Origin of the sequence: Paenibacillus pectinilyticus (assembly GCF_001700435.1) — a bacterium.
GTDB classification, from domain to species: domain Bacteria; phylum Bacillota; class Bacilli; order Paenibacillales; family NBRC-103111; genus Paenibacillus_E; species Paenibacillus_E pectinilyticus.
Map to the genome: position 1 here is coordinate 14,613 of NZ_LYPC01000001.1, position 19,700 is coordinate 34,312.

A 19,700-nucleotide genomic window follows, 5' to 3' on the forward strand; every position below is an offset into this window, starting at 1 on the left:
TGACTCCTTTAATGATGAGATTATGGTTGTACCTTACGGTTTTTGTAGTAGTACATTTTGTCTTCCTCCGTAATTTGCCGCAGTACTTTGCAAGGACTCCCGACAGCTACTACATTGGGCGGAATATCCTTCGTGACAATGCTTCCTGCGCCTATTACACTGTTCTTACCTATAGTAACACCTGGATTAATGACGGCGCCGCTTCCAATCCATACATTGTCTTCAATAACAACTGGAAATGCATACATTTGCCCTGTTGCCCGCAATTCTGCATCAATAGGATGCCCTGTCGTAGATATCGTAACATTCGGTGCAAATAAGACGCCATTGCCAATCGTAACTGTTGTATCATCCACGATTGTAAGATTGAAGTTTGCATAGACATCATTACCAACAAATGTGTTAGAACCATAAGCAAAGTGAATCGGAGGTTCAATCCAGCAATTTACACCCAAGCTCCCGAAAAGCTGCTTTGCCAATTCTTCACGTTTGGCCACTTCAGACGGTCTTGTTTGGTTAAAGTCATATACTAGCTCTTTCCCCCTAAGCCGTTCCTCTGGCAAGCCTTCCCCCATATCCGTAAACAATAATCCATTCTTTATATTTTCACGCTGTGACATTTCTAACATTCCTTTCTACATAAATGTATTTCTCACTCACATTTGTTAAGTGTAACAAACTAATGTAACTATTCAAAGAATAACTGGTGATCCCCGAATAATATCTGTACCTTGCTATAGTGCCCAATACTTCTATAAGTTCACTCAAGACAAATAGCCGACGGTTCCGCAATACATTACCCTATTCCATTCCCGACTCGAAAAAAACAAAAAATCCAGCGCATCAAAACGCTGGGTTTCCAAAAGAATAATCATTTATTGATGGGTTGTTTTATTTAAATGTTTTCATGTCAATTATTCGCTTTCTTTGCACAATTGTTTGGCAGATTCTTTCAATAAATTTAAAGCATATCCAAAGAAAAAGATTGTTATGTATGACAGCCATTTTATAAGTGGGATACCATCCATGAATCAATGATTTATGGAGTTCATCTATTTCTCCTTTATCATTCAGTAATACAATAGTGTCTTGGTTTTCTTTCACAATCTCATAGATTTTATATGCAGTGAAAATATTTAAATCACTATAGTGTACATCTTGCGCTGGTGTCACATAAGACAAGAATCTGCACATCCTTTTTTTGTATTATCTCAATTGTAATATTCACCTTACTAAAATAGCATATTTATCTAAAATTGTGTATTGGTTCTAGGAATAAAAATTGGGGATCGTTATCCGACCCATTTGCAAAAAAGGCTGCACGCGGCAGCCTTTTTAGGTTTATTCAGCTGTCATCCCTCGTTTAGTCATCTTGCAATCAGACATAATAGCAATACATTAAAGCTACTTATTTCTCCCAAAGCTCGATCAGTCGACCATCAGGATCTTCAATCCAAATAAACTTGCCAAAATCACCAACCTCTTTGTTCTTAGCTAGAGGCACACCCATCTGTTCAAGATGTTTAATAGTCTCGTTAATATCATCTACTTGGAAATTTAACATCACTTGTTGTTCTGTTGGGAAATAACTATCACTCTCCGTAAAGAAGGAAAAGATAGTCTCATTTCCAACTTGGGGTTTAATCACAGTCCCATTCCAATCTTCAATTTGAATCTTCAACACATCACTGTACCATTTGCTTATAACTTCAAGATTCTTCGTTCTCCAAAATATGCCTCCAAAACCCTTTATCATCGTATTTATCTCCTGCCTATCATCTAATTTTAACTATCCGAGTACATATTTCCCTATTTGCAAAATCCGTTGGATTTAGCTCCGTATAACAGGGATACCAGGCGGGAAGCTTTCAGTCCATACCCCGTTCTCATAACGGAGTCGAATCGTACCAGTTGGAACATTTACCTGTAGCGAAAATGACGTCCACGTCGCCGGAAGTTTCGGAGAAAAGGCGATTTCTTCCCACCCTGGCTTCGCAGGCTTCAGACCTATAATATCCTCGATCAGCACCGGAACTGGCCCGCTTGCCCATGGATGGCATAGGCTGGTGTTCCATTTCTGGTCCTTCCCCCATGCTTCAAAACAGGTGGTTGCTCCTTCCTTGAGCATGTTCCCCCACGAATGCTCATCATCGGAGGAGAGTAAGTCATAAATTAAATCATACTCTGCGGCTTCCGCTAGAGCTTTCATGACAAAATAGGAGAAATACACCCCGCATGCGAATCGCTTGGTCCGTATCATGTCGACGATGGCGCTGACAGACTCCTCTGGAGCAATATGGAACAGTAGAGGGAGTACATTAGCATGCAAGGCATGATGCGAACTCTGTTCTGAATCTTTAAACAACGATGTTTTCTCATCATAAAAAGCTTCCAAGAAGCTCCTTTTTAATTTCGGCAGTCGATTATCATACGCAACTCCGAGCAATTCCCGTATCTCATTTACGCTGCTTACACAGCCGAGATATAGGGCATTGATGACGTTATGACAGCCGGGACCGATCGGCTTACTCAGTTCAAAATCATAGTTGTCACGCAATCCCTGCGGCCAATCGACCAGATTCCATTTGTCCGTGACACCTTCAAGCAATCCATCCTCACGCTCAAATTGCTCAAAATGCTGCAGCAAACCTTCCGCATACGGGTACATCTCCTGAAGAAATGCCGTATCCCCACTGTAACGGTAATAGGTCATGACTTGCATCGGCCACTGCAAAGAGAAATCAGCGATTTCCTGCATGAAATGCCCCGGTACGACGGCCATTATACCTCCACAGACGAAAGAACTACGTCCAAATTGCTCAATCGCCTTGCGATACAGCCGTAAATCCCCACTGAGCAGCATATGGGAGTGACCAATAATCGTATTATCCCCCAAATATTGACCTTTCTCTCGGCTGGGACAATCCACGAAATTTTCCTGAGATCCATACCGGACACCATTTTTGCATATGTCAAAAATTTGATTCATCAATTCGTCCGAGCTTTGAAGTAAACAGCTTTGCTCATCAAACGGATAATGCCTAACTACGGCGTGGAATGTTTCCGGTCTCAGCGCTTCCTCGGGTCCCTTCACTTCCACATAACGGAAGGCCTTATAATCATACGTTTCGAAGAAATCTACATCACCGGATAAAGTCCACTGATCATGATAAACACAATTGCAGCGCATTTCATAGCGAACGGCTTGATCTCCAGACATCAGTTCTTCGCCTGACAAAATATGTACTTCTTCTCCCGCATTTCCATGTGCATTCATGGCAAATTGGCCTGTCAGCTCGCCCCCGAAGTCGATCAGGTAATGGCCGGGTGCAAGCCTTTCAATGTGTGAAGGTTGTTTCTTATAAACGTCGACCACCGGAGTTGGCTGCAGAACAAACGTATAATCGATATGCTCCGCAGGCTCTGCATGTGCCCAATCCGAATCGTCATAACCGACTTCAGTCCAGCCCCGCTCTGATTGCCTTGCATCCAAATACTCGGTAAATTGCGTATCATAACCGAACGTTACCCCGGGCCGATTATCATGAACACGTTTCGCTTTCCATGTACGATCCGTCTTGACCAGTAAATTATCGCCTGCCCTTAGTTCTGCTATAAGACCTTGCCGATAGTCAGCGCTGTTATAAGCGCGATTTAGGAGCCCCTGATAGTAGACATGAACGGCAATTACATTTTTCCCAACTTTTAAGTACGAACGTACATCTATACGATTAAAATAGTAATGATTCGCATCACTCTGAGCTGGCCCCTGGGCAACGAACTCACCATTGATATACAGTTTGTAATAATCATCTGCCGTCAGATGAAGCCAGATCTTTTCCTCATTCATTGCCTTGTCATCCAACAAAAATACATTTCTTACATACCAATGGTGATGCTGTAAATTAAGATCATGCGGTTCAATGTCAAACACTTCAAGCTCTTTATGGTAGAGATAGGATTTTTCCACATGCTTAAAAGAACGATCTGTCAGCCATTCTGCCTGCCATTCTTGTGTCAATCTGAGCCTCTCCTCTTCAGCTAATTAGTACTTTTCTTTTCATCTGAGTTATTCGTGAAACCATTAAATTATCCCTTTACTTCATTGAACAAAAAAAGGAGTTGCTACGAGGCAAGTTCCTTCTTTATCGTTTTCAGATATTTTGATCATTTAAAACGGAATAGCCGCCGACCTCGGAGAACTGATCCCTGAGTAAAAGTTCCTTGTGCTTATAATTATAAAAACAAATATTCACTCTCTAGACATGTAGAACTGCATCTGCGTTACAAAAAACAATATAATTACTTATGTTACCTTCTTCAAAAGCATGTTTTCTTGCTTCTCCGTTGCCATGAGGCGGTAATTCTTTATTGAATTTATAAAAACTAATGATATGTTTGACTTCCTTTGAGACAATCTCAATGTTCAATTGACTATCTGTAAGATCAACTCCAACAATAATACTTTCTTTCAGAATTTCTGAAAGATCATCCCACTGGTCCTTTTCATCTGACCATTGAGATATCCAAGGCTGAAATTGTAGGTTATAGGTTAAATGACATTCGAAGACTCTATCGTCCATCATAATATATTGACCAGAAGCCCAGACAGCGTAAGTTAGGTATTCCTTTACACCATCTCTGTCAATAAGTAAACCGAAAAAACCAGGGCCTCCCATGCCATACGTACCAAGGTAATTGCAGTAATTTGTTATTCTAGTTCCTATCAATTTCGCTATCTCTATATCAGCCAATGTCACAGGTTTTCCCAATATTATTGCCTCGTCTTTAACAGGCGCATAGTTAAAATCTCTATAGAACATATCTTCAGCCCACCCTATAGAAACCCACTGTTTCAGTTCCGATCGTCGAATAATCATTGAGTATTCTTTAATTAGCCCCATATTTAGACTACGAAAAGGGTTCTGCTTAATCTTTTTTCTAAATGCCCCAGTAAAATGCCTCATAATCATTTCCTTCCATCGGAATGATTCCCCAATTTTCCGATTACATCTTCAATTTCCCCATCTATCTCATCACTCTGATTTTTTCCATAGACATAGAATATTAACATATTATTTATTTCGAACGCTTTATGTTTTACAAATTCAATAGGTCTATGATAAAAATCCTCACGACCCTTTTCCCGTTCTTTCTCTGTCTTGAAAATATAAAAATAAATGATACCATCCGACAATCTATAAAATTTTGGAATTACCTCATTTATTCCTTGTTGAAATATATTCTCTCTGTTCTCATCTGCTTCAGTGAGTTGTAGACCCTCATTTTGAAAAGCTCCTACTATTTGCTCAAGGGTCAAAGATTGATTGGAATTCGAACACCCTACGATTACCATAAGAAAAAGAAGGATAATGATATGGATCCTCACACAATTCCCCCCTAAAGAGAATGACTACTTACAGATCTGTTATTGTTTCTAAAACGTTTGATGTTGCCAAATTAGTCGTTTTGAATAACAATGCCTATTCTTTCCACCGTACATCGGTCGCGTAAACTGCAAAGTAAAACCTGCCGCTTCTAGATTATTAATACTGGCACGGTTCTCAGGATGTACTGTTGAATATAGGTAGAGATATCCTTTTTCCTTAGCACGTTTTTCTCTCAGCTCATGAAAAAATCTTTGTAAACCAAGCCCACGAACTGATTCTTGAACTATAGTTGAATCCAATACTGCGACATAGGGCAATTCTTTTTCTGGTACGCCAAATTCAGTACCTAGGTTACTCTCGCTTACCCCAGGGAATGCCAGAACTGAATAAGCAACTAATTCCCCCTTATTAAATGCACCGTATACCTCGCCCTTACCATTAATAATTTCTAGAAAGTAATCTTCATCATCCATTGCAAAAAGATCCTGGAAAGGCAGACGCGAAATAACATCCAACATTAGTGCTTGTATTTCCTGTAGATCTAGATGAGATAAACGTCGTATCTCTAATTGTTGACCCTCTTTTGTAAGCAGTGTTAGAGCCCTCCTTTTAAAGCAACTATTAAAATCCAACTAATAACCCTTCTATCATGCTTTTATATAATCCTCAATTATTGTTTTCATGTCATTTTCGATCCAGCGTTTTAAATCAGGTGATTTCAATCGCAAGCTTTTGTTATCATAGTTAATTGTCACTTGATCGCTTACCGAGACTCCCGAAGTCATCACGCCGTTTGAGATTACTATGGATATCGGATCAAATGCATCTATCATCCTAATTACTTTCCCATCTTTGGATTTCATCACGAACTCATTTGGTCCACCGCCATGTGATATGAATTCGTTTTGGGAAGGACCCATATATTCAGCATGTTGCAGCCAATATATGATTTTTGCCACGGTTAACTTTTGCATATTATTATCCAAATCCATTTGAATGGGTTGAATACCTGGTTGTGGTGGTCCTCCAATATTTATGACAGCCGAAACCACATCTTCAATATCAGGAAACTCGATTAGGGGCTCCTTCTTTTTTTGGCTGTCTTGATATACCGCTGCCGCAAAACTCAATGCTAAAAATATTATAATCGAAATAGAGGCGATTTTAGATTTCAGGGTATGCCACTCTTTTCATGTTTACATATTTAAATAGTCACCTTTGTTATTTTCTTACTAAGCTAGCATAAGCCCTTTCGATTATCATAACTCCATTCTTAATTTGTTTTATGTAGTATTTCGTTTCAAGATGATTTTCCAGTTTCAAAAATGTTTGTTCATCCACTATGCAGAAAGGATTTGTTCGCGGCTGTACACCTTTGCTTATCATGCAAAGACTTTCTGGAGCATCTAGTTCGTGATATGTCTGAACAGCATTTAGCTTTTGATTTTCCCATAATTCTACGGAAAGATTAATAAAATAATAAATACGTTCCCCTTTAAATCTCCAGCTTTTATCATTCAAAAGCACATCATCCTCTGGTGTAATCAAATGCAATATGACCTCGTTATCTTCACAACTCCAAAATAATCTAAGATGGTCATGTTCATCGGATTCTAATAGTAGCTGTTTATAGTCATACCTTACATGTTGATCAAAACCGAGCTCAAACTTACGAGTGAGCAGCTCAGAGTTCCAGCTAATTATCTCATCTAATGAATTTTTATCCGCTTCCCAGTATCCTGCTTTGTAGGGGTAGTACTTAAAAAAAAACAGAATATACTTCGCTAACAAAATTATGTGAAACAGAAGAATACGGAAATGAATAATAGACAGAAAAGTATGGCGGCATAGTATGTCTCCTTCTATGAAATCATTCCTTTTAATGGTCTTCCTACATAACCATTACCATATATTGTAACACTCATATGGACGTTCTTAATTCTCAATTGTTTCGCAAGACTTTTCCTTCATACACTGCGGTGCGTCATCAAAAAAATAAAGAACCGCACATGTGCGGCTCTGGGTCACCCTCTTTTGCTTAAGCACTAGTCATCCCTGCCAATTATAGCCGTTGCCGATGCCAGGAAAAGATGATGGTCTAGCCCCATATACCGGATAGGAGCCTTGCGGATGTGGTTCCGCCTGTGGTGGAGCACTGTCAGGCCGCGCCATATGATGCTTTCCGCAATCGGCTGGAGGACCGATCGTCGTCGTACTCTTAATCGGCGCTAGCGCTTGCGCTACCGTCGCTTGATCTAGGCAGTACGTATGGGCGAGCATATCTCGCGGGGCCAGCCTGAGGAAGTCCGATACCGCGATGAATTCCGGTACGGGCGCGTCGAAGATCGCGAGCAGATGCGTATCATCTACACTAGCCATCTCCCAATGGAACCATCCCTGGGGAATATTGGCGACCTGACCAGGCGTAATGTTAAAGTTAAGCACGGTTTTGGTGAACGGATTCAGAATCGACACGATGGCTGCGCCTTGAATGCAATAGACCAGCTCAGAGGCGTTCTGATGAATATGCGGCTCGACGACATTCGCTTTAGATAAATAGATGTCGAGCAGAGATACGTTACCCAGCGTATTCAACTGCTGAATACCCAGAGCGTTAATGAAGTTGTTCCCATCCTTCGTAAAAGTACGATTGTTCCTCAGATCGTAGAAATATTGTACGTTCGGAGAATTGAAATCCATGTAAGATACAGCCATCCGCTCAGCCTCCCGCTTGTGGTTTCATCTTTACTAAGCGTATTCCACTGCGTCTAGAGGCATGACTATTAATAAACTTCTGTGTCTCCCAGTAGGTAAAATTCTAATAATTGCTTCAATGATAAGCCATTTCGATTTAACCAGTCATTTCTCACGTGGAATTGATTGAGTATGTAAGTGAAATTCTCTTTGATATCTATCCCTGCATGGTGCTGGCCGATATAGAAATGAAGTACCGCAATATGATAGACCTGGGTCAATAATTGAAGTTGGTTAATTTCTTGCAACGAACTCTTCCGATAACGAACATACCCCTGAATGAATCCCTCCGCCATCTCCAACGAACCGCTACTCATTTGAAGAATATGATTCAGGCAAATAGCAAACTCCATAAAGCTGGCATCCATCGATGTAAAATCAAAATCTAAGACCCCAACGATCCTGTTATCTTGGGCCAGTAAGTTAAAGATCAACAAGTCGTGATGTACAAGCTGTTGTGGCAGTGCTTTTAACTCATGGATATTCTTATCCAATAATGAAATCATTTCTTGATAAAAAGTTAAGTTCGCTTCCGCAATTGGAAAAGGTGGATTTTCCATAAATGATGTCACCGCAAGCCGATTGGCCAGTGGATGAAGATGATATATTTCCGAGAAAGATATCCCTTGGTATTCTAGTAGTTCAGTATCGTAATTAAGTAAAGTGGAAGAGATTTCTCCGACCACTTGACCATATTCAACAGCCTGCTGGATATCTAATAAGGTGGGCACATCCCCCTCTATAAAGGAAACGATTGCACCTAGCATTCCGTTTGACAATTGTACATACTCTTCTCCTTCTCGAGTACGCAGAAATACAGGTACTTGAAAAGGAAGCTTTTTATTCGTTAGAAATGTTGTTATTTGAGATTCGAATGCAAGACCTGCTGCATGTTTGGTATATGGATTATAGATCCGAATTACGTACTTAGTATCATCAACCGTTATTATTTTTGTAAGGTTTGTCAGACCAAATGGAACCGACGCCATCTTATAATTTAAATCCATGAAATAATGCTGAACTAACTCATCAATGGCATCTTGCATATGTTTCTCCACTTTCCTCTAGTTGATATTGAATTCTCATTGGCCGTTAACCTCTTACTTCTTCATTCATCACTGAACTACACGCTCAAAAATAATTTCATAATCGGTAGGTTTTCCTTGACCATTATAATGAGTTGGTAAAACCTGTACTAATCGCCATCCGTCTTTGGCATGTTCATCAATGGTTTCTCGATGCGTTGCGGATGAGAAGAAGCCGCCTAATGATGTCTCTACATATTTGTACTCGTATTGACTCAGATTAATCATTCCCTTCACTTGTCATGAAATCGATGTCATCTAGCTTCTTCTATTTCCGCCAAAAAGTCGAACAATCGGCCTTATCTACTATATTAAACGTGATCATTTTCTCAAGTAATGAGAAATCAACCGGACTATTCCACTTTATACGTACTAACTCCTTAGTGTGATCATAACCAGCCTGCACAATGTCTTCAGAAAAACGATGAATCCCTACCTTTTCAGGGGCAACCGCCAAATGTTGTTTGGCTACGCTAAAGCCGATAATAAATGTGTCGTGATCGGTAAACATAGGCTGGTTCCACGCAATTTTCGGACTTAAATGAGGGAATTGCTTAGTTACCCACGTCAAAACTTCATCCGTTCGATCCCGATGGTGCGGGTCATCAATACGCGATAAATATTCTTTAAACACTTCCACGTTTTTTCCTCCTAATCGTGCCATACATGCTCTCATTTTTATATTACCATAATTAGGAATTGGAGCATAAGCTCAAGATATCACGTCCATGCCTAGGCATGCATAGCATGTTTCTTAGGAGGCGAAAAAAATGCCAAACTACCGAATTATCGTCGATTTGTCCGATCGTAACCTTTATTTACTTGATGTGAATACGGTTGTCCGGTCTTTCCCGGTAGGGGTCGGCAAGATGCTTACGAAGACACCCAAAGGCGAATATACGATCATCAATAAAGAACCCAATCCCGGCGGTCCCTTCGGAGCCTTCTGGATGGGCTTATCTAAACCACATTACGGCATCCACGGTACGAACGTTCCATCTTCCATCGGAAGAGAAGTTAGTCACGGTTGTATCCGAATGTACAATGAGGATGTCCTGCAGCTCGCAGCGCTCGTTCCCATTCATACGCGAGTTACGATACGGCCTTAATTGCGATAGGATTCCTTCTGAACACTCCGGCCAACTTTGGCTGGGGTGTTTGTTTCTACTTCTGCCATAAAATTTTGTTATCATCAGATGACAATTCGTCTAAATGGGAGTATCGTTCAAGAGAGAGGTTGACCTGGGATTAAGGAGTGTGAACGATGGGTTTGGGTTTTATGAAAAAGTACGTCAGCAAGCACTGGAAGCTGTTTCTGGTAGCTGTCTTTTTTGTCAGTATGGAAGCGCTCGCGGATTTGCTTCAGCCTACGATCATGTCCCACATTCTAGATGTAGGTGTTGCGGAGAAACGACTTGATTATGTGCTTCGCATGGGTGGCTTGATGCTGATCATCACGGCACTCGGGGCTGTCGCAGCATCGCTTCGCAATATTGTAGCCAGCCATGTTTCGCAGAAATTCGGCACGGAGCTTAGAGCGGATTTGTTTGAAAAGATCCAGTCACTCTCGTTCACGAATATTGAGCGATTCGAACGCGCATCGTTAATTACACGTTTAACGAATGACGTGACACAGGTTCAAAATTTTGTGAATGGTCTTATGCGCATTTTTGTAAAGGCCCCCCTCCTCTGTATCGGGAGTTTGATCATGGCTGTGCGGCTCAATCCGCATTTGGCAGTCGTCCTGCTTATCGTGGTTCCGATCGTCGGTGTACTGGTGGCATTGAACTTGAAAGTTGGTTTCACCCGATTCGTAGGCGTGCAGAAGGCACTGGACGGTGTCAACCGGGTCATTCGCGAATACTTGTCAGGCGTTCGTGTCGTCAAAGCGTTCAATCGGTTCGACCATGAAGCCGGTAAGTTTCAAGAAGCCAATACCGATTACCAAAATAAATCGATTCAGGTGACGAGGCTGTTGGCTATTTTTAACCCTTCCATCCTGCTAACTGTCAATTTCGGCATTGTCGCTGTGCTATGGCTTGGTGCCTGGCGGGTTAATCAGCATCAAATGCAAGTCGGTCATATCGTCGCGTTTGTCAACTACATGACGCAAATTTTGTTTGCGTTGATGACCATTTCCCTGGTGTTCAACATGTTCGTTCGGGCGAAAGCATCCGCTAATCGAATCGGTGAAGTTTTCACTCAGGTCAATGAAATGACGTGGGAGGACTCGGCTGCATTGCCTGCACATCGTCCAGGGGGCCGAATTGATTTTGAGAATGTTTCGTTTGGTTATGAAGGATCTGCAGGGGAACCTGTGCTGAAAAATATCAATATGACGTGCCTTCCCGGGGAAACGATCGGCATTATCGGCTCCACTGGCTCTGGTAAAAGCAGTCTCGTAAGCCTCGTCCCCCGTTTCTATGATACGAGTTCAGGCTCGATCTGTGTAGATGGCGTGGACATTCGTCAGTTAGACCCTGCCAAACTACGAGATCGCATCGCCATCGTCCCGCAGAAAACAATTCTATTCAGCGGCACGATTGAAGAGAATTTACGATGGGGCCATGAGCAGGCAACGAACGATGAGATTGTACACGCTGCGAACATGGCAGAAGCGCATAGTTTCATAGCTGCGTGCCCCGAAGGTTATGAAACCAGGCTTGGCCAACGGGGCGTGAACTTGTCCGGCGGTCAGAAGCAGCGATTGTCGATCGCCCGCGCCCTTGTTCGGAAGCCGGATATTCTGATTCTCGATGACTGTACGAGCGCGCTGGACACTGCCACGGAAACGAAAATTAAACAATCACTTAAGGCCTTCGCAGCTGATGTCACTTGTTTGATCATTGCGCAGCGCATTACTTCCGTCATGGATGCAGATAAAGTCGTGGTCATGGACGATGGCGAAATTGTCGGCATCGGCACCCATGAGACGTTAATGAAGAGCTGCCGTGTCTATGTTGAAATATGCCAGTCCCAATTCGGAAAGGAGCTGCCTCATGTCAAAGCCGAATGAAGGATCGCGTCAGCAAGCACCCGACGTCCCCATCATCACGGGACCACTTGCACGGGGCGGGCGTACGCAAGCCGTAAAGCCCAAAAATTTCAAAGGCACCCTGCGCCGTCTATGGTCCTATTTAGATACTGAACGAAAATGGCTGTCTATCGTCTTTCTATTTATTGTCATCGACTCTGCTTTGACGCTGGCAGGCCCCTATCTCATTGGTGTAGCCGTTGACGCGATGGCGGGAGGCCAAGTCAATTATAGCGTCCTCGATGTGACGATGATTGTTCTCATTTCCACCTACATCGCGGATGGCGGGCTTACTTTCCTGCAAAGCTGGGTCATGGCTGGCCTGGCCCAGCGTGTCGTGAAGCGGCTTCGGCAAGCGATGTTCGCGAAGCTGCAGAAGCTGCCGCTTGCTTTCTTCGACGGGCGCTCGCATGGCGATATCATGAGCCGGCTGTCGAACGATATCGACAACGTGAGCAACTCGATCTCGCAGTCGACAACACAGCTCATGTCAGGCTCCATTGCCATTGTCGGTTCCTTAGTCATGATGCTGGTACTAAGTCCTACGCTAACCCTAGCGAGTCTGATTACCGTTCCACTCGTATACTTCCTTGCGAGAACGATTACCAAGCGGACGAGTGTGCTTTTCAAAGACCAACAAGCGCAGCTCGGCAAGTTGAATGGTCATATCGAGGAGACGATCTCCGGACTTCTCGTTGTCAAAGCTTTTAATCGCGAGAAGAAAGCCATTGACGAGTTCAATCGTGTAAACGGCCGATTGTACGAGGTTGGCTTGAAGGCGCAAATCTGGTCTGGATTTCTGATGCCGCTACTAAGTGTTATCAATAATATCGGCTTTTCGTCTGTTGCCATCGTCGGCGGGGTACTGGCTGTCAAAGGGCATATCACAGTCGGTGTCATTGCGAGCTTCTTGAGCTATTCCCGCCAATTCGTGAGGCCATTGAATGATATTGCCAACACTTATAACGTCTTGCAATCTGGTGTTGCAGGAGCAGAACGTGCCTTTGAGGTGTTGGATCAAGCGGAGGAAGTCGAGGATGAGCCTGGAGCTATCGAGCTCCAGAAACCAGTTGGACACGTCACCTTCCAGGACGTAACGTTCAGGTATCGGCCGGACCTGCCGATTCTCAAGCAAGTCAGCTTCGAGGCGCCTGCAGGCAGCAGCCTTGCGCTCGTCGGACCGACTGGCGCTGGTAAAACGACGATCGTCAATTTGGTGACCCGCTTCTACGATGCGACAAGCGGCACGATCTTGATTGACGGCCGGGATATCAAATCCTATACCCGCGACAGTTTGCGCCGCAGCTTTGGCATCGTGCTGCAGGATACGTATTTGTTCTCCGGCACCATCAAGGAGAACATCAAATACGGCAAGCCTGATGCGACGGATGCGGAAGTATCAGCTGCGGCTAAGCTAGCCAATGCCGACGCCTTCATCAGCCGGCTGCCTAAGCGTTACGATACCCCGCTCTCCGAGAACGGCGGGAATTTGAGTCAAGGGCAGCGCCAATTGCTTGCCATCGCGCGCGTCATCTTAGCCGATCCATCTATTCTCATTCTGGATGAGGCGACGAGCAGCATTGACACGCGGACTGAACTTCATATTCAGGAGGCCCTTCTTTCCATTATGAAGGGGCGCACCAGCTTCATCATTGCGCATCGGCTGAATACGATTCGAGATGCCGATACGATTATGGTCATTGACCGCGGCGAGATCGCCGAGCAAGGTAATCACAGCTCGCTGATGAGCCAAGAGGGCACATATTTCCGGATGTTTTCCAATCAATTTAAGAATCTAGAGAGTGCTTTAGAATAAGTAGATGTAACCTATAGCACGTTCAAATATCTACAAACAAGAGACGCTCGGCAACCTGCCGCGGGTCTCTTTTTGCTGCTTACATTTAAGCGTCTATGTTCACTTTGCGATACTCACCTAGGGCACATATCTGAAGAGGAATCTGGTCTGTTACTTAAGTCCAAAGAGGACAATAAGGACATACCCCATCACCGATAGTAAGACAGATCCAATGAAACCCGCAGCAAATGACTTCATTCCCGATCGTCGGAACGTGCCCACATCAACATGAAGTCCAAGACCTGCCATGGCCATCGCAATCAATAAATAAGCTGCAACGATGATTTGGTTCGTCCAATGACTCGGAATGATTCCCAACGTATTTACACCACTCATCACAAGGAAACCTAGAATAAACCATGGAATCGGAATGGATCTCCAGTTCGCTTTTTGAACATTGGCGTCATGCTTACGTTCGAGGCGATTTGTCCAGATGCCCAGGACAATTGCCACCGGTACCAAAAAGGCAACTCGTGTTAATTTGACAATAACAGCCAGATCTACTGCCTCTTTACCTCCGGGAGCCGCCGCTGCTATGACATGCGCAACTTCATGAAGGGTTGCCCCTGAGAAGATCCCATATCCTTGTGCGGTTAAGCCCAGAACTGGATATAGAAGCGTGTAGAGGAGTGTGAAAATGGTGCCCAAAATCGCGACGGTCGCGGCACTAATCGCCGTCGCATCCTCATTCGCCTTAATCTGAGGCGATATCGCGACAACGGCAGCTGCCCCGCAAATAGCGGTACCGCAAGCTGTCAACATGCCTAAACGATTGTCTACCTTGAACAATTTGGCTAGGCCATAAACAACAACGATCGTAAAAAGGATATTTATACTCACAATGGCCAATACCTTAGGACCCGCATGAACGATATCCACCAAGTTCAATCTCATGCCCAACAAGATAATGCCGTATCGTAGAAGTCTTTTGCTCGAGAAAGAGACACCTTCCCTTGCATCATGAGGGACCCCAATAACGCCTCTCCAAATCATACCGAGTACGATCGCGATCACCAGCTGGCCCATAATACTGAGAAATGGAAATGCCGCAAAGTACTTGGCAACGACTGCTAGAGCGAATGTTAAGCTTATTCCTTGTGCGTATCCGAAACGTTTATTTGGCTTCACCGGTAAGACATATACGTTGTCCATCATCCTCACGCTTCCCCTCAAGTTGATCTTCGTTGTTCTTTATAATCTTCACTATAAGGCCAGTTGAATAATAAGTGAAATACCGATATACTATCTTTATCATGAGAAAAACTTATGATTAGGTTATCGTTCTCCCAAAGGATTTGTACAATGTAAGTCTAGGAGGTTTGGGAATGATCGTTGATGCACTTCGTGTTTTTGTCACTGTAGCAGAGCAGAAAAATTTTTCTAGAGCAGGAGCCTTGTTAAACTTGTCCCAACCTGCCGTTTCCTTGCAGATTCGAAATTTAGAGAACGAAATGAATGCCAAACTGATGCATCGTTCCCCAAAGCTTGTTGTTCTTACTGATGCAGGGGAAATTTTATACCGGCAGGCTAAGCAAATCCTCTCCCTTTATGAACAAGGTAAACAAGACATTCAATTACTACATCAAAAAGTAACAGGATCTATTCAAATTGGGGCTAGTTTTACCATTGGTGAATATATTTTACCGCGGCTGCTGGCGGAGTTTGCCTATCAATTTCCAGAGGTGAACATGTCGTTGACCATTGCCAATACAGAGGAGATTGCTTTCGGGTTAAAAGCCAACAAACTGGATCTGGGTTTAGTTGAGGGAGAAATATCGCAGAATGGGATTGAAATGACGGCCTATATGAAAGATGAAATGATCCTCATAGCCTCACCAAATCATCCTTTGCGCACAAAAAAGACCGTGAAGTCGGATATGCTCCATGATTGCACCTGGATTCTCAGGGAACATGGTTCCGGTACGCGGTCTTATAGCGACACATTTATTCATACAACCGGTTTGCGAATCAAACAGTCGTATGTATTTACAAGCAGCCAAGGAGTGAAAGAAGCCGTTGCTGCAGGACTCGGTATCTCCATTTTGTCACGTTGGATTGTTCGCAAAGAGTTGGAAGCTGGAGAGGTTGTCGCGATCCCTCTTAGCCCCAAGTTAACCGAGCGCGATTTCTGGATCATTCAAAATAAGGACGATTCTTCCTCCATGGCTATCCAAATGTTCATCCAAAAACTGTTAGAGCACACACCCCTTTAATCGACATAAACGCGTATTTGATGAATGGCGTTATATCCATAGCCCTTTGTGTTCGAATCGGCCGTTTCTGACTGAACATTTCCTGCGGCATCTGTAGCTCGAACACGAATGTCATAAGTGCCGGGTGTTCTTGCCGTCCATTTCAGGTACCATCGCCTCCACGAATAGGATTCGTGCGGATCTAACCAAGGCGCAAGCTGCCATGACATGCCATTATCCATGCTGATCTCAACAAACGCAACGGGATGCTCACCCGAAATAGCTGTTCCTATTAACCAATGCTCCCCTCTGGCTAACACTTCCTGATCGGAGGGCCTGGCAATGGTTGAGTTAAGTCTGATTTTGGTTACCGGCTCAGATACAGGCTCGATATGACGTTCGTATACATAATCTACACGTTGATAGGGGCCCTGGAACGGCTGATCAATAATATTAATTCGATGCAGCCATTTGACCGAAGCCATTCCATACCAGCCTGGAACGATAAGTCTAGCAGGATAACCGTGTCGGAAAGGAAGCGGTTCCCCATTCATGTAAAGAGCAATTAAAACATCAGGATGCAGCGCCACTTCGATAGGTAAACTTCTGATAAAAGCAAACACACCCGGCATATCTGTTCTTGTTCCTTGATCCATGCCTTCAAACGTTACTTCGATCGCATTGGATTGGATACCTGCGGCATGTAAAAGATCGACAAGCCGAACTCCGGTCCAAACAGCATGGCTGCTTGCCCCTAACTCCCACTGCTCTCCGCGCTTTTTGGGATGAAATAAACCTCTCTTTTCTCCAGCACATTCAAGCGTCACAGGAATAGAAACTTGATGCATCTGTATGAGCTCTGGATATCGGATACAGAGCGGTCTATCCACATAACCGCCGATCTGCAACTCCCACGTACGCATATCAACAGCTGGATAAGGACAATGATTTCGTCTATAAAACAGATGATCTGGCGTAATCCGACTAGATAACGATAATATTGGGAACTCCTGATTCTCAGGAATGATTTTCCGAGTAGTCAAGTGAGGTTCATACAACACGAATCATCCATCCTTCCCTAGGAAAGCCCTCATCTAGGGTATGATTCGCGTTATTTATTTAAAACATTTATTTGCTTAAATCGTATTATAACTGACGAATTCCCCAACAGGTTTACGGTAGCCCCGCGGCCGCTGGCTGGACGTGTCTTCTTTGCCAATCGTGAGGAGCAGCGCAGGCACATACCCATCTGGGATCTGCAGAGACGCTTGCAACGCTTCCGTATCAAAACCGATCATCGGGCACGTATCCCAGCCCTTTTCTTTCGCGGCCAGCATGAAAGTCATTGCGGATAGACTCGCGTTACGAATCGCTTCCTCCCGCATAAAGCCCTCGCCTCTGCTTTCGTAGAAATTGACCACGGATTCCACTGTCATGTCATACTCCTGCTTACTGATTGCACCTAAATGTAACAAGCCCTCATTCAATCGGCCTACATCTTTATAAGCATCCATCTTTCCTAAAACAACAATCGCAGCAGACGCGGACTGCACCTTATACTGCTTAAAACTTGCTTCATATACATGTTGTTTAAGATCAGGATCTTTCACAACCAGATAGTGCACATGTTGCAAATTAAAAGCGGAAGGCGCATATTTCACCAATTGAAAAATCTCATCAAGCTCTTCATTTGAAATATCCACGCCGGGTAGGAATTTATTAGCAGATCTGCGCGCTTTAAGTAAGGTAACAAAGTCGGTTTGTTGTTGAATCATTGTGAGTCCCCCTGTGAATGAGTGTATGTAATGATTAATTTAGTTACTTTTTGTTAGTTATTATATTTTATATATTAAATACCGTCAAGATATTAAGTTCCTCAACCGACGATAGAAGCTTGGCTAAACTTCTTACACGCCTGGCAACAACTCGGGAATACTGTTCCTGCCGACATCAATAACGTACTTACTTAATTCTGAGACGAGTTCTTTGTCAGTTACTTTGTACACCTTCTTGGCAATTACAAAATACCCTGTACTGTAATATGTCTTATCACTTGAAAACTCCAATGTGAAATTCTGCCCAACTTCAGCAGGACCACTGACCTTTGTATAAGGCATGGCTTTTAATTTTTTTATGATTAATTCTTCCATCAACCTATCATCTAGCTGTATTGTGTGGCCATCACCGTAATGAACGACGATTGGTTCACTAGTTGTAAACAATTCCGTTACATTTTTTTCACTCTGCTGCGTAACAACTTCCTGTTTCCCACAGGCAGTTGTGCCACTTAATATTAGAAGGGCAGCACAGGTTGAGATGATCCAAGTCTTCATTTATAGCACCTCTATTAAGTTTTGAAATAGAAAAAGCCGCAACTACGCGGCTTTTAAGTTGATTCAGTTCAACAACCAGTCATACAATTCTTGATTGTTAAAAGTCTTTTCCATCACGGTATGGCTGTGCCCTAATTCAGAGTAGTACGTCGCTTTGATGTTCCCACCTATATTTGTTATTGCTTCTACCATTTCTTCTGTTCCTGATACGCGGACAACATCATCGTCAACACAATGAAAAGCCCAAATTCGTACATCCTTAAGCAGATTAGCTTTCTCGGGTTCATACCATCCTGAAATGGGTACGATTGCCGAGAAAAGTTCAGGTGACCTAGCCGCAATGTCCCATGTTCCGTTTCCGCCCATACTGAATCCAGTTAAATACATTCTCTCCGTATCCACAGGATAACTCGTCGTGATTTCATTTATTAAGGCTATGACCGATTGATATACATGTGTCCAATTAGAATCTGCAGGGCATTGTGGTGTAACCACTATAAAAGGGAAGTCTGGTTTACTTTCTGCAATCCAAGTCAGACCATACTTATTTAATACACTGATGTCATCGCCGCGTTTCTTAATTCCATGTAAAAACACAAATAAGGGATACTGTTGTTCACTTTTTAATTCAAAATCATGCGGCACAAACAATTGATAGTTCAGACTACTGTTAGGAGGTATGTCTTGGCAAAATCTATGGCTGGTTACAGGCATTCCTATCCCTCCATTTCATGCTCATTCGAGTATTGATTTGTAATATTTTCCACATTAAGATGGCAGAATCCTGCCATACACATTACATTATACGGCTTTTAAAAAGCTCTTTATTTCATTCCATGCGCCCTCGCTCGAGAATATAAAAAAGTGGTCACCACGGGGAATCGTCTTCATTGTCTTTTCTCCTCCCCATTTAGCTACAAGGTTTTTAGAATATATGATAGGTACATTTTTATCTAAATCCCCTGCTAAGCATAATAATGGCGTTTTAATGGAAGGTGCCTTTTTAATGGAATTAAAGGATTCTCCAACAAAATAAGAAAGTGGAAACAAGTTATGA

22 protein-coding genes are annotated in these 19,700 nt (G+C 43.2%); 4 read left to right on the plus strand and 18 right to left on the minus strand.

Going from position 1 to position 19,700, the window contains the following annotated elements; all coding sequences use genetic code 11:
• Positions 1–20: 20 nt before the first annotated feature.
• From A8709_RS00075 to A8709_RS00135, 13 genes are all read right to left on the minus strand, one after another.
• Positions 21–620: a maltose acetyltransferase domain-containing protein gene (locus A8709_RS00075; protein WP_208607617.1), complete on the minus strand. Its 600-nt coding sequence runs from the start codon at positions 618–620 to the stop codon at positions 21–23.
• Positions 621–891: 271 nt separating this feature from the next.
• Positions 892–1,182, minus strand: coding sequence for a hypothetical protein (locus tag A8709_RS00080; protein ID WP_065850195.1), 291 nt, complete (start codon positions 1,180–1,182; stop codon positions 892–894).
• Positions 1,183–1,408: 226 nt separating this feature from the next.
• Positions 1,409–1,756, minus strand: a complete 348-nt coding sequence (locus A8709_RS00085) for a VOC family protein (protein WP_065850196.1) — start codon at positions 1,754–1,756, stop codon at positions 1,409–1,411.
• Between the two features lie 75 nt (positions 1,757–1,831).
• Positions 1,832–4,021 (minus strand): family 78 glycoside hydrolase catalytic domain, encoded by a 2,190-nt coding sequence (locus A8709_RS00090; RefSeq protein ID WP_065850197.1) that lies wholly within the window; start codon positions 4,019–4,021, stop codon positions 1,832–1,834.
• A 238-nt stretch (positions 4,022–4,259) separates the two neighbouring features.
• Positions 4,260–4,904, minus strand: a complete 645-nt coding sequence (locus A8709_RS00095; protein WP_141692368.1) for a hypothetical protein — start codon at positions 4,902–4,904, stop codon at positions 4,260–4,262.
• 65 nt (positions 4,905–4,969) lie between these two features.
• Positions 4,970–5,389 carry a hypothetical protein gene (locus tag A8709_RS00100; protein ID WP_065850199.1) on the minus strand — a complete coding sequence of 140 codons (420 nt, stop codon included), beginning with the start codon at positions 5,387–5,389 and terminating at the stop codon, positions 4,970–4,972.
• Positions 5,390–5,437: 48 nt separating this feature from the next.
• Positions 5,438–6,022 (minus strand): GNAT family N-acetyltransferase, encoded by a 585-nt coding sequence (locus A8709_RS00105; protein ID WP_244163052.1) that lies wholly within the window; start codon positions 6,020–6,022, stop codon positions 5,438–5,440.
• Between the two features lie 15 nt (positions 6,023–6,037).
• Complete coding sequence (locus tag A8709_RS00110; RefSeq protein WP_141692369.1) at positions 6,038–6,520, minus strand: hypothetical protein; 483 nt, start codon at positions 6,518–6,520, stop codon at positions 6,038–6,040.
• 91 nt (positions 6,521–6,611) lie between these two features.
• The gene (locus tag A8709_RS35020) at positions 6,612–6,938 is read right to left on the minus strand and encodes a hypothetical protein (protein WP_244163053.1); all 327 of its coding nucleotides are present in this window, start codon (positions 6,936–6,938) and stop codon (positions 6,612–6,614) included.
• 501 nt (positions 6,939–7,439) lie between these two features.
• On the minus strand, positions 7,440–8,105 hold the full coding sequence (locus tag A8709_RS00120; RefSeq protein WP_065850201.1) for a cupin domain-containing protein: 666 nt from the start codon (positions 8,103–8,105) through the stop codon (positions 7,440–7,442).
• A 68-nt stretch (positions 8,106–8,173) separates the two neighbouring features.
• Positions 8,174–9,190, minus strand: a complete 1,017-nt coding sequence (locus tag A8709_RS00125) for a phosphotransferase (protein WP_065850202.1) — start codon at positions 9,188–9,190, stop codon at positions 8,174–8,176.
• A gap of 69 nt (positions 9,191–9,259) precedes the next feature.
• Positions 9,260–9,457 carry a DUF4177 domain-containing protein gene (locus A8709_RS00130; RefSeq protein ID WP_065850203.1) on the minus strand — a complete coding sequence of 66 codons (198 nt, stop codon included), beginning with the start codon at positions 9,455–9,457 and terminating at the stop codon, positions 9,260–9,262.
• 40 nt (positions 9,458–9,497) lie between these two features.
• On the minus strand, positions 9,498–9,869 hold the full coding sequence (locus A8709_RS00135; protein WP_065850204.1) for an iron chaperone: 372 nt from the start codon (positions 9,867–9,869) through the stop codon (positions 9,498–9,500).
• A 130-nt stretch (positions 9,870–9,999) separates the two neighbouring features.
• Here A8709_RS00135 and A8709_RS00140 point away from each other — a divergent pair, with 130 nt between their 5' ends.
• The 3 genes from A8709_RS00140 to A8709_RS00150 all read left to right on the plus strand — a co-directional run bounded on the left by A8709_RS00140 (position 10,000) and on the right by A8709_RS00150 (position 14,079).
• Complete coding sequence (locus A8709_RS00140) at positions 10,000–10,338, plus strand: L,D-transpeptidase (protein ID WP_065850205.1); 339 nt, start codon at positions 10,000–10,002, stop codon at positions 10,336–10,338.
• Positions 10,339–10,499: 161 nt separating this feature from the next.
• Complete coding sequence (locus tag A8709_RS00145) at positions 10,500–12,245, plus strand: ABC transporter ATP-binding protein (RefSeq protein ID WP_065850222.1); 1,746 nt, start codon at positions 10,500–10,502, stop codon at positions 12,243–12,245.
• On the plus strand, positions 12,229–14,079 hold the full coding sequence (locus A8709_RS00150; protein ID WP_084224571.1) for an ABC transporter ATP-binding protein: 1,851 nt from the start codon (positions 12,229–12,231) through the stop codon (positions 14,077–14,079). Before A8709_RS00145 ends, A8709_RS00150 begins: the two co-directional genes overlap by 17 nt.
• Positions 14,080–14,229: 150 nt before the next feature.
• Here the strand turns inward: A8709_RS00150 and A8709_RS00155 are convergent, their stop codons facing one another.
• Positions 14,230–15,270 (minus strand): YeiH family protein, encoded by a 1,041-nt coding sequence (locus tag A8709_RS00155; RefSeq protein ID WP_065850224.1) that lies wholly within the window; start codon positions 15,268–15,270, stop codon positions 14,230–14,232.
• A 173-nt stretch (positions 15,271–15,443) separates the two neighbouring features.
• On the opposite strand from A8709_RS00155, the gene A8709_RS00160 reads away from it, so the two are divergent.
• The gene (locus A8709_RS00160) at positions 15,444–16,331 is read left to right on the plus strand and encodes a LysR family transcriptional regulator (protein ID WP_065850206.1); all 888 of its coding nucleotides are present in this window, start codon (positions 15,444–15,446) and stop codon (positions 16,329–16,331) included.
• Here the strand turns inward: A8709_RS00160 and A8709_RS00165 are convergent.
• The 4 genes from A8709_RS00165 to A8709_RS00180 form a co-directional block, all read right to left on the minus strand.
• Positions 16,328–17,353, minus strand: coding sequence for a sulfite oxidase (locus tag A8709_RS00165; protein ID WP_141692370.1), 1,026 nt, complete (start codon positions 17,351–17,353; stop codon positions 16,328–16,330). The genes A8709_RS00160 and A8709_RS00165 overlap by 4 nt on opposite strands.
• A gap of 93 nt (positions 17,354–17,446) precedes the next feature.
• Entirely contained in the window at positions 17,447–18,085 is a 639-nt protein-coding gene (locus A8709_RS00170; protein ID WP_065850208.1) for a nitroreductase family protein, read from the minus strand.
• 132 nt (positions 18,086–18,217) lie between these two features.
• Positions 18,218–18,643: a hypothetical protein gene (locus tag A8709_RS00175; protein ID WP_065850209.1), complete on the minus strand. Its 426-nt coding sequence runs from the start codon at positions 18,641–18,643 to the stop codon at positions 18,218–18,220.
• A gap of 63 nt (positions 18,644–18,706) precedes the next feature.
• Positions 18,707–19,357 carry a carboxylesterase family protein gene (locus A8709_RS00180; protein WP_065850210.1) on the minus strand — a complete coding sequence of 217 codons (651 nt, stop codon included), beginning with the start codon at positions 19,355–19,357 and terminating at the stop codon, positions 18,707–18,709.
• Between the last annotated feature and the right edge of the window lie 343 nt (positions 19,358–19,700).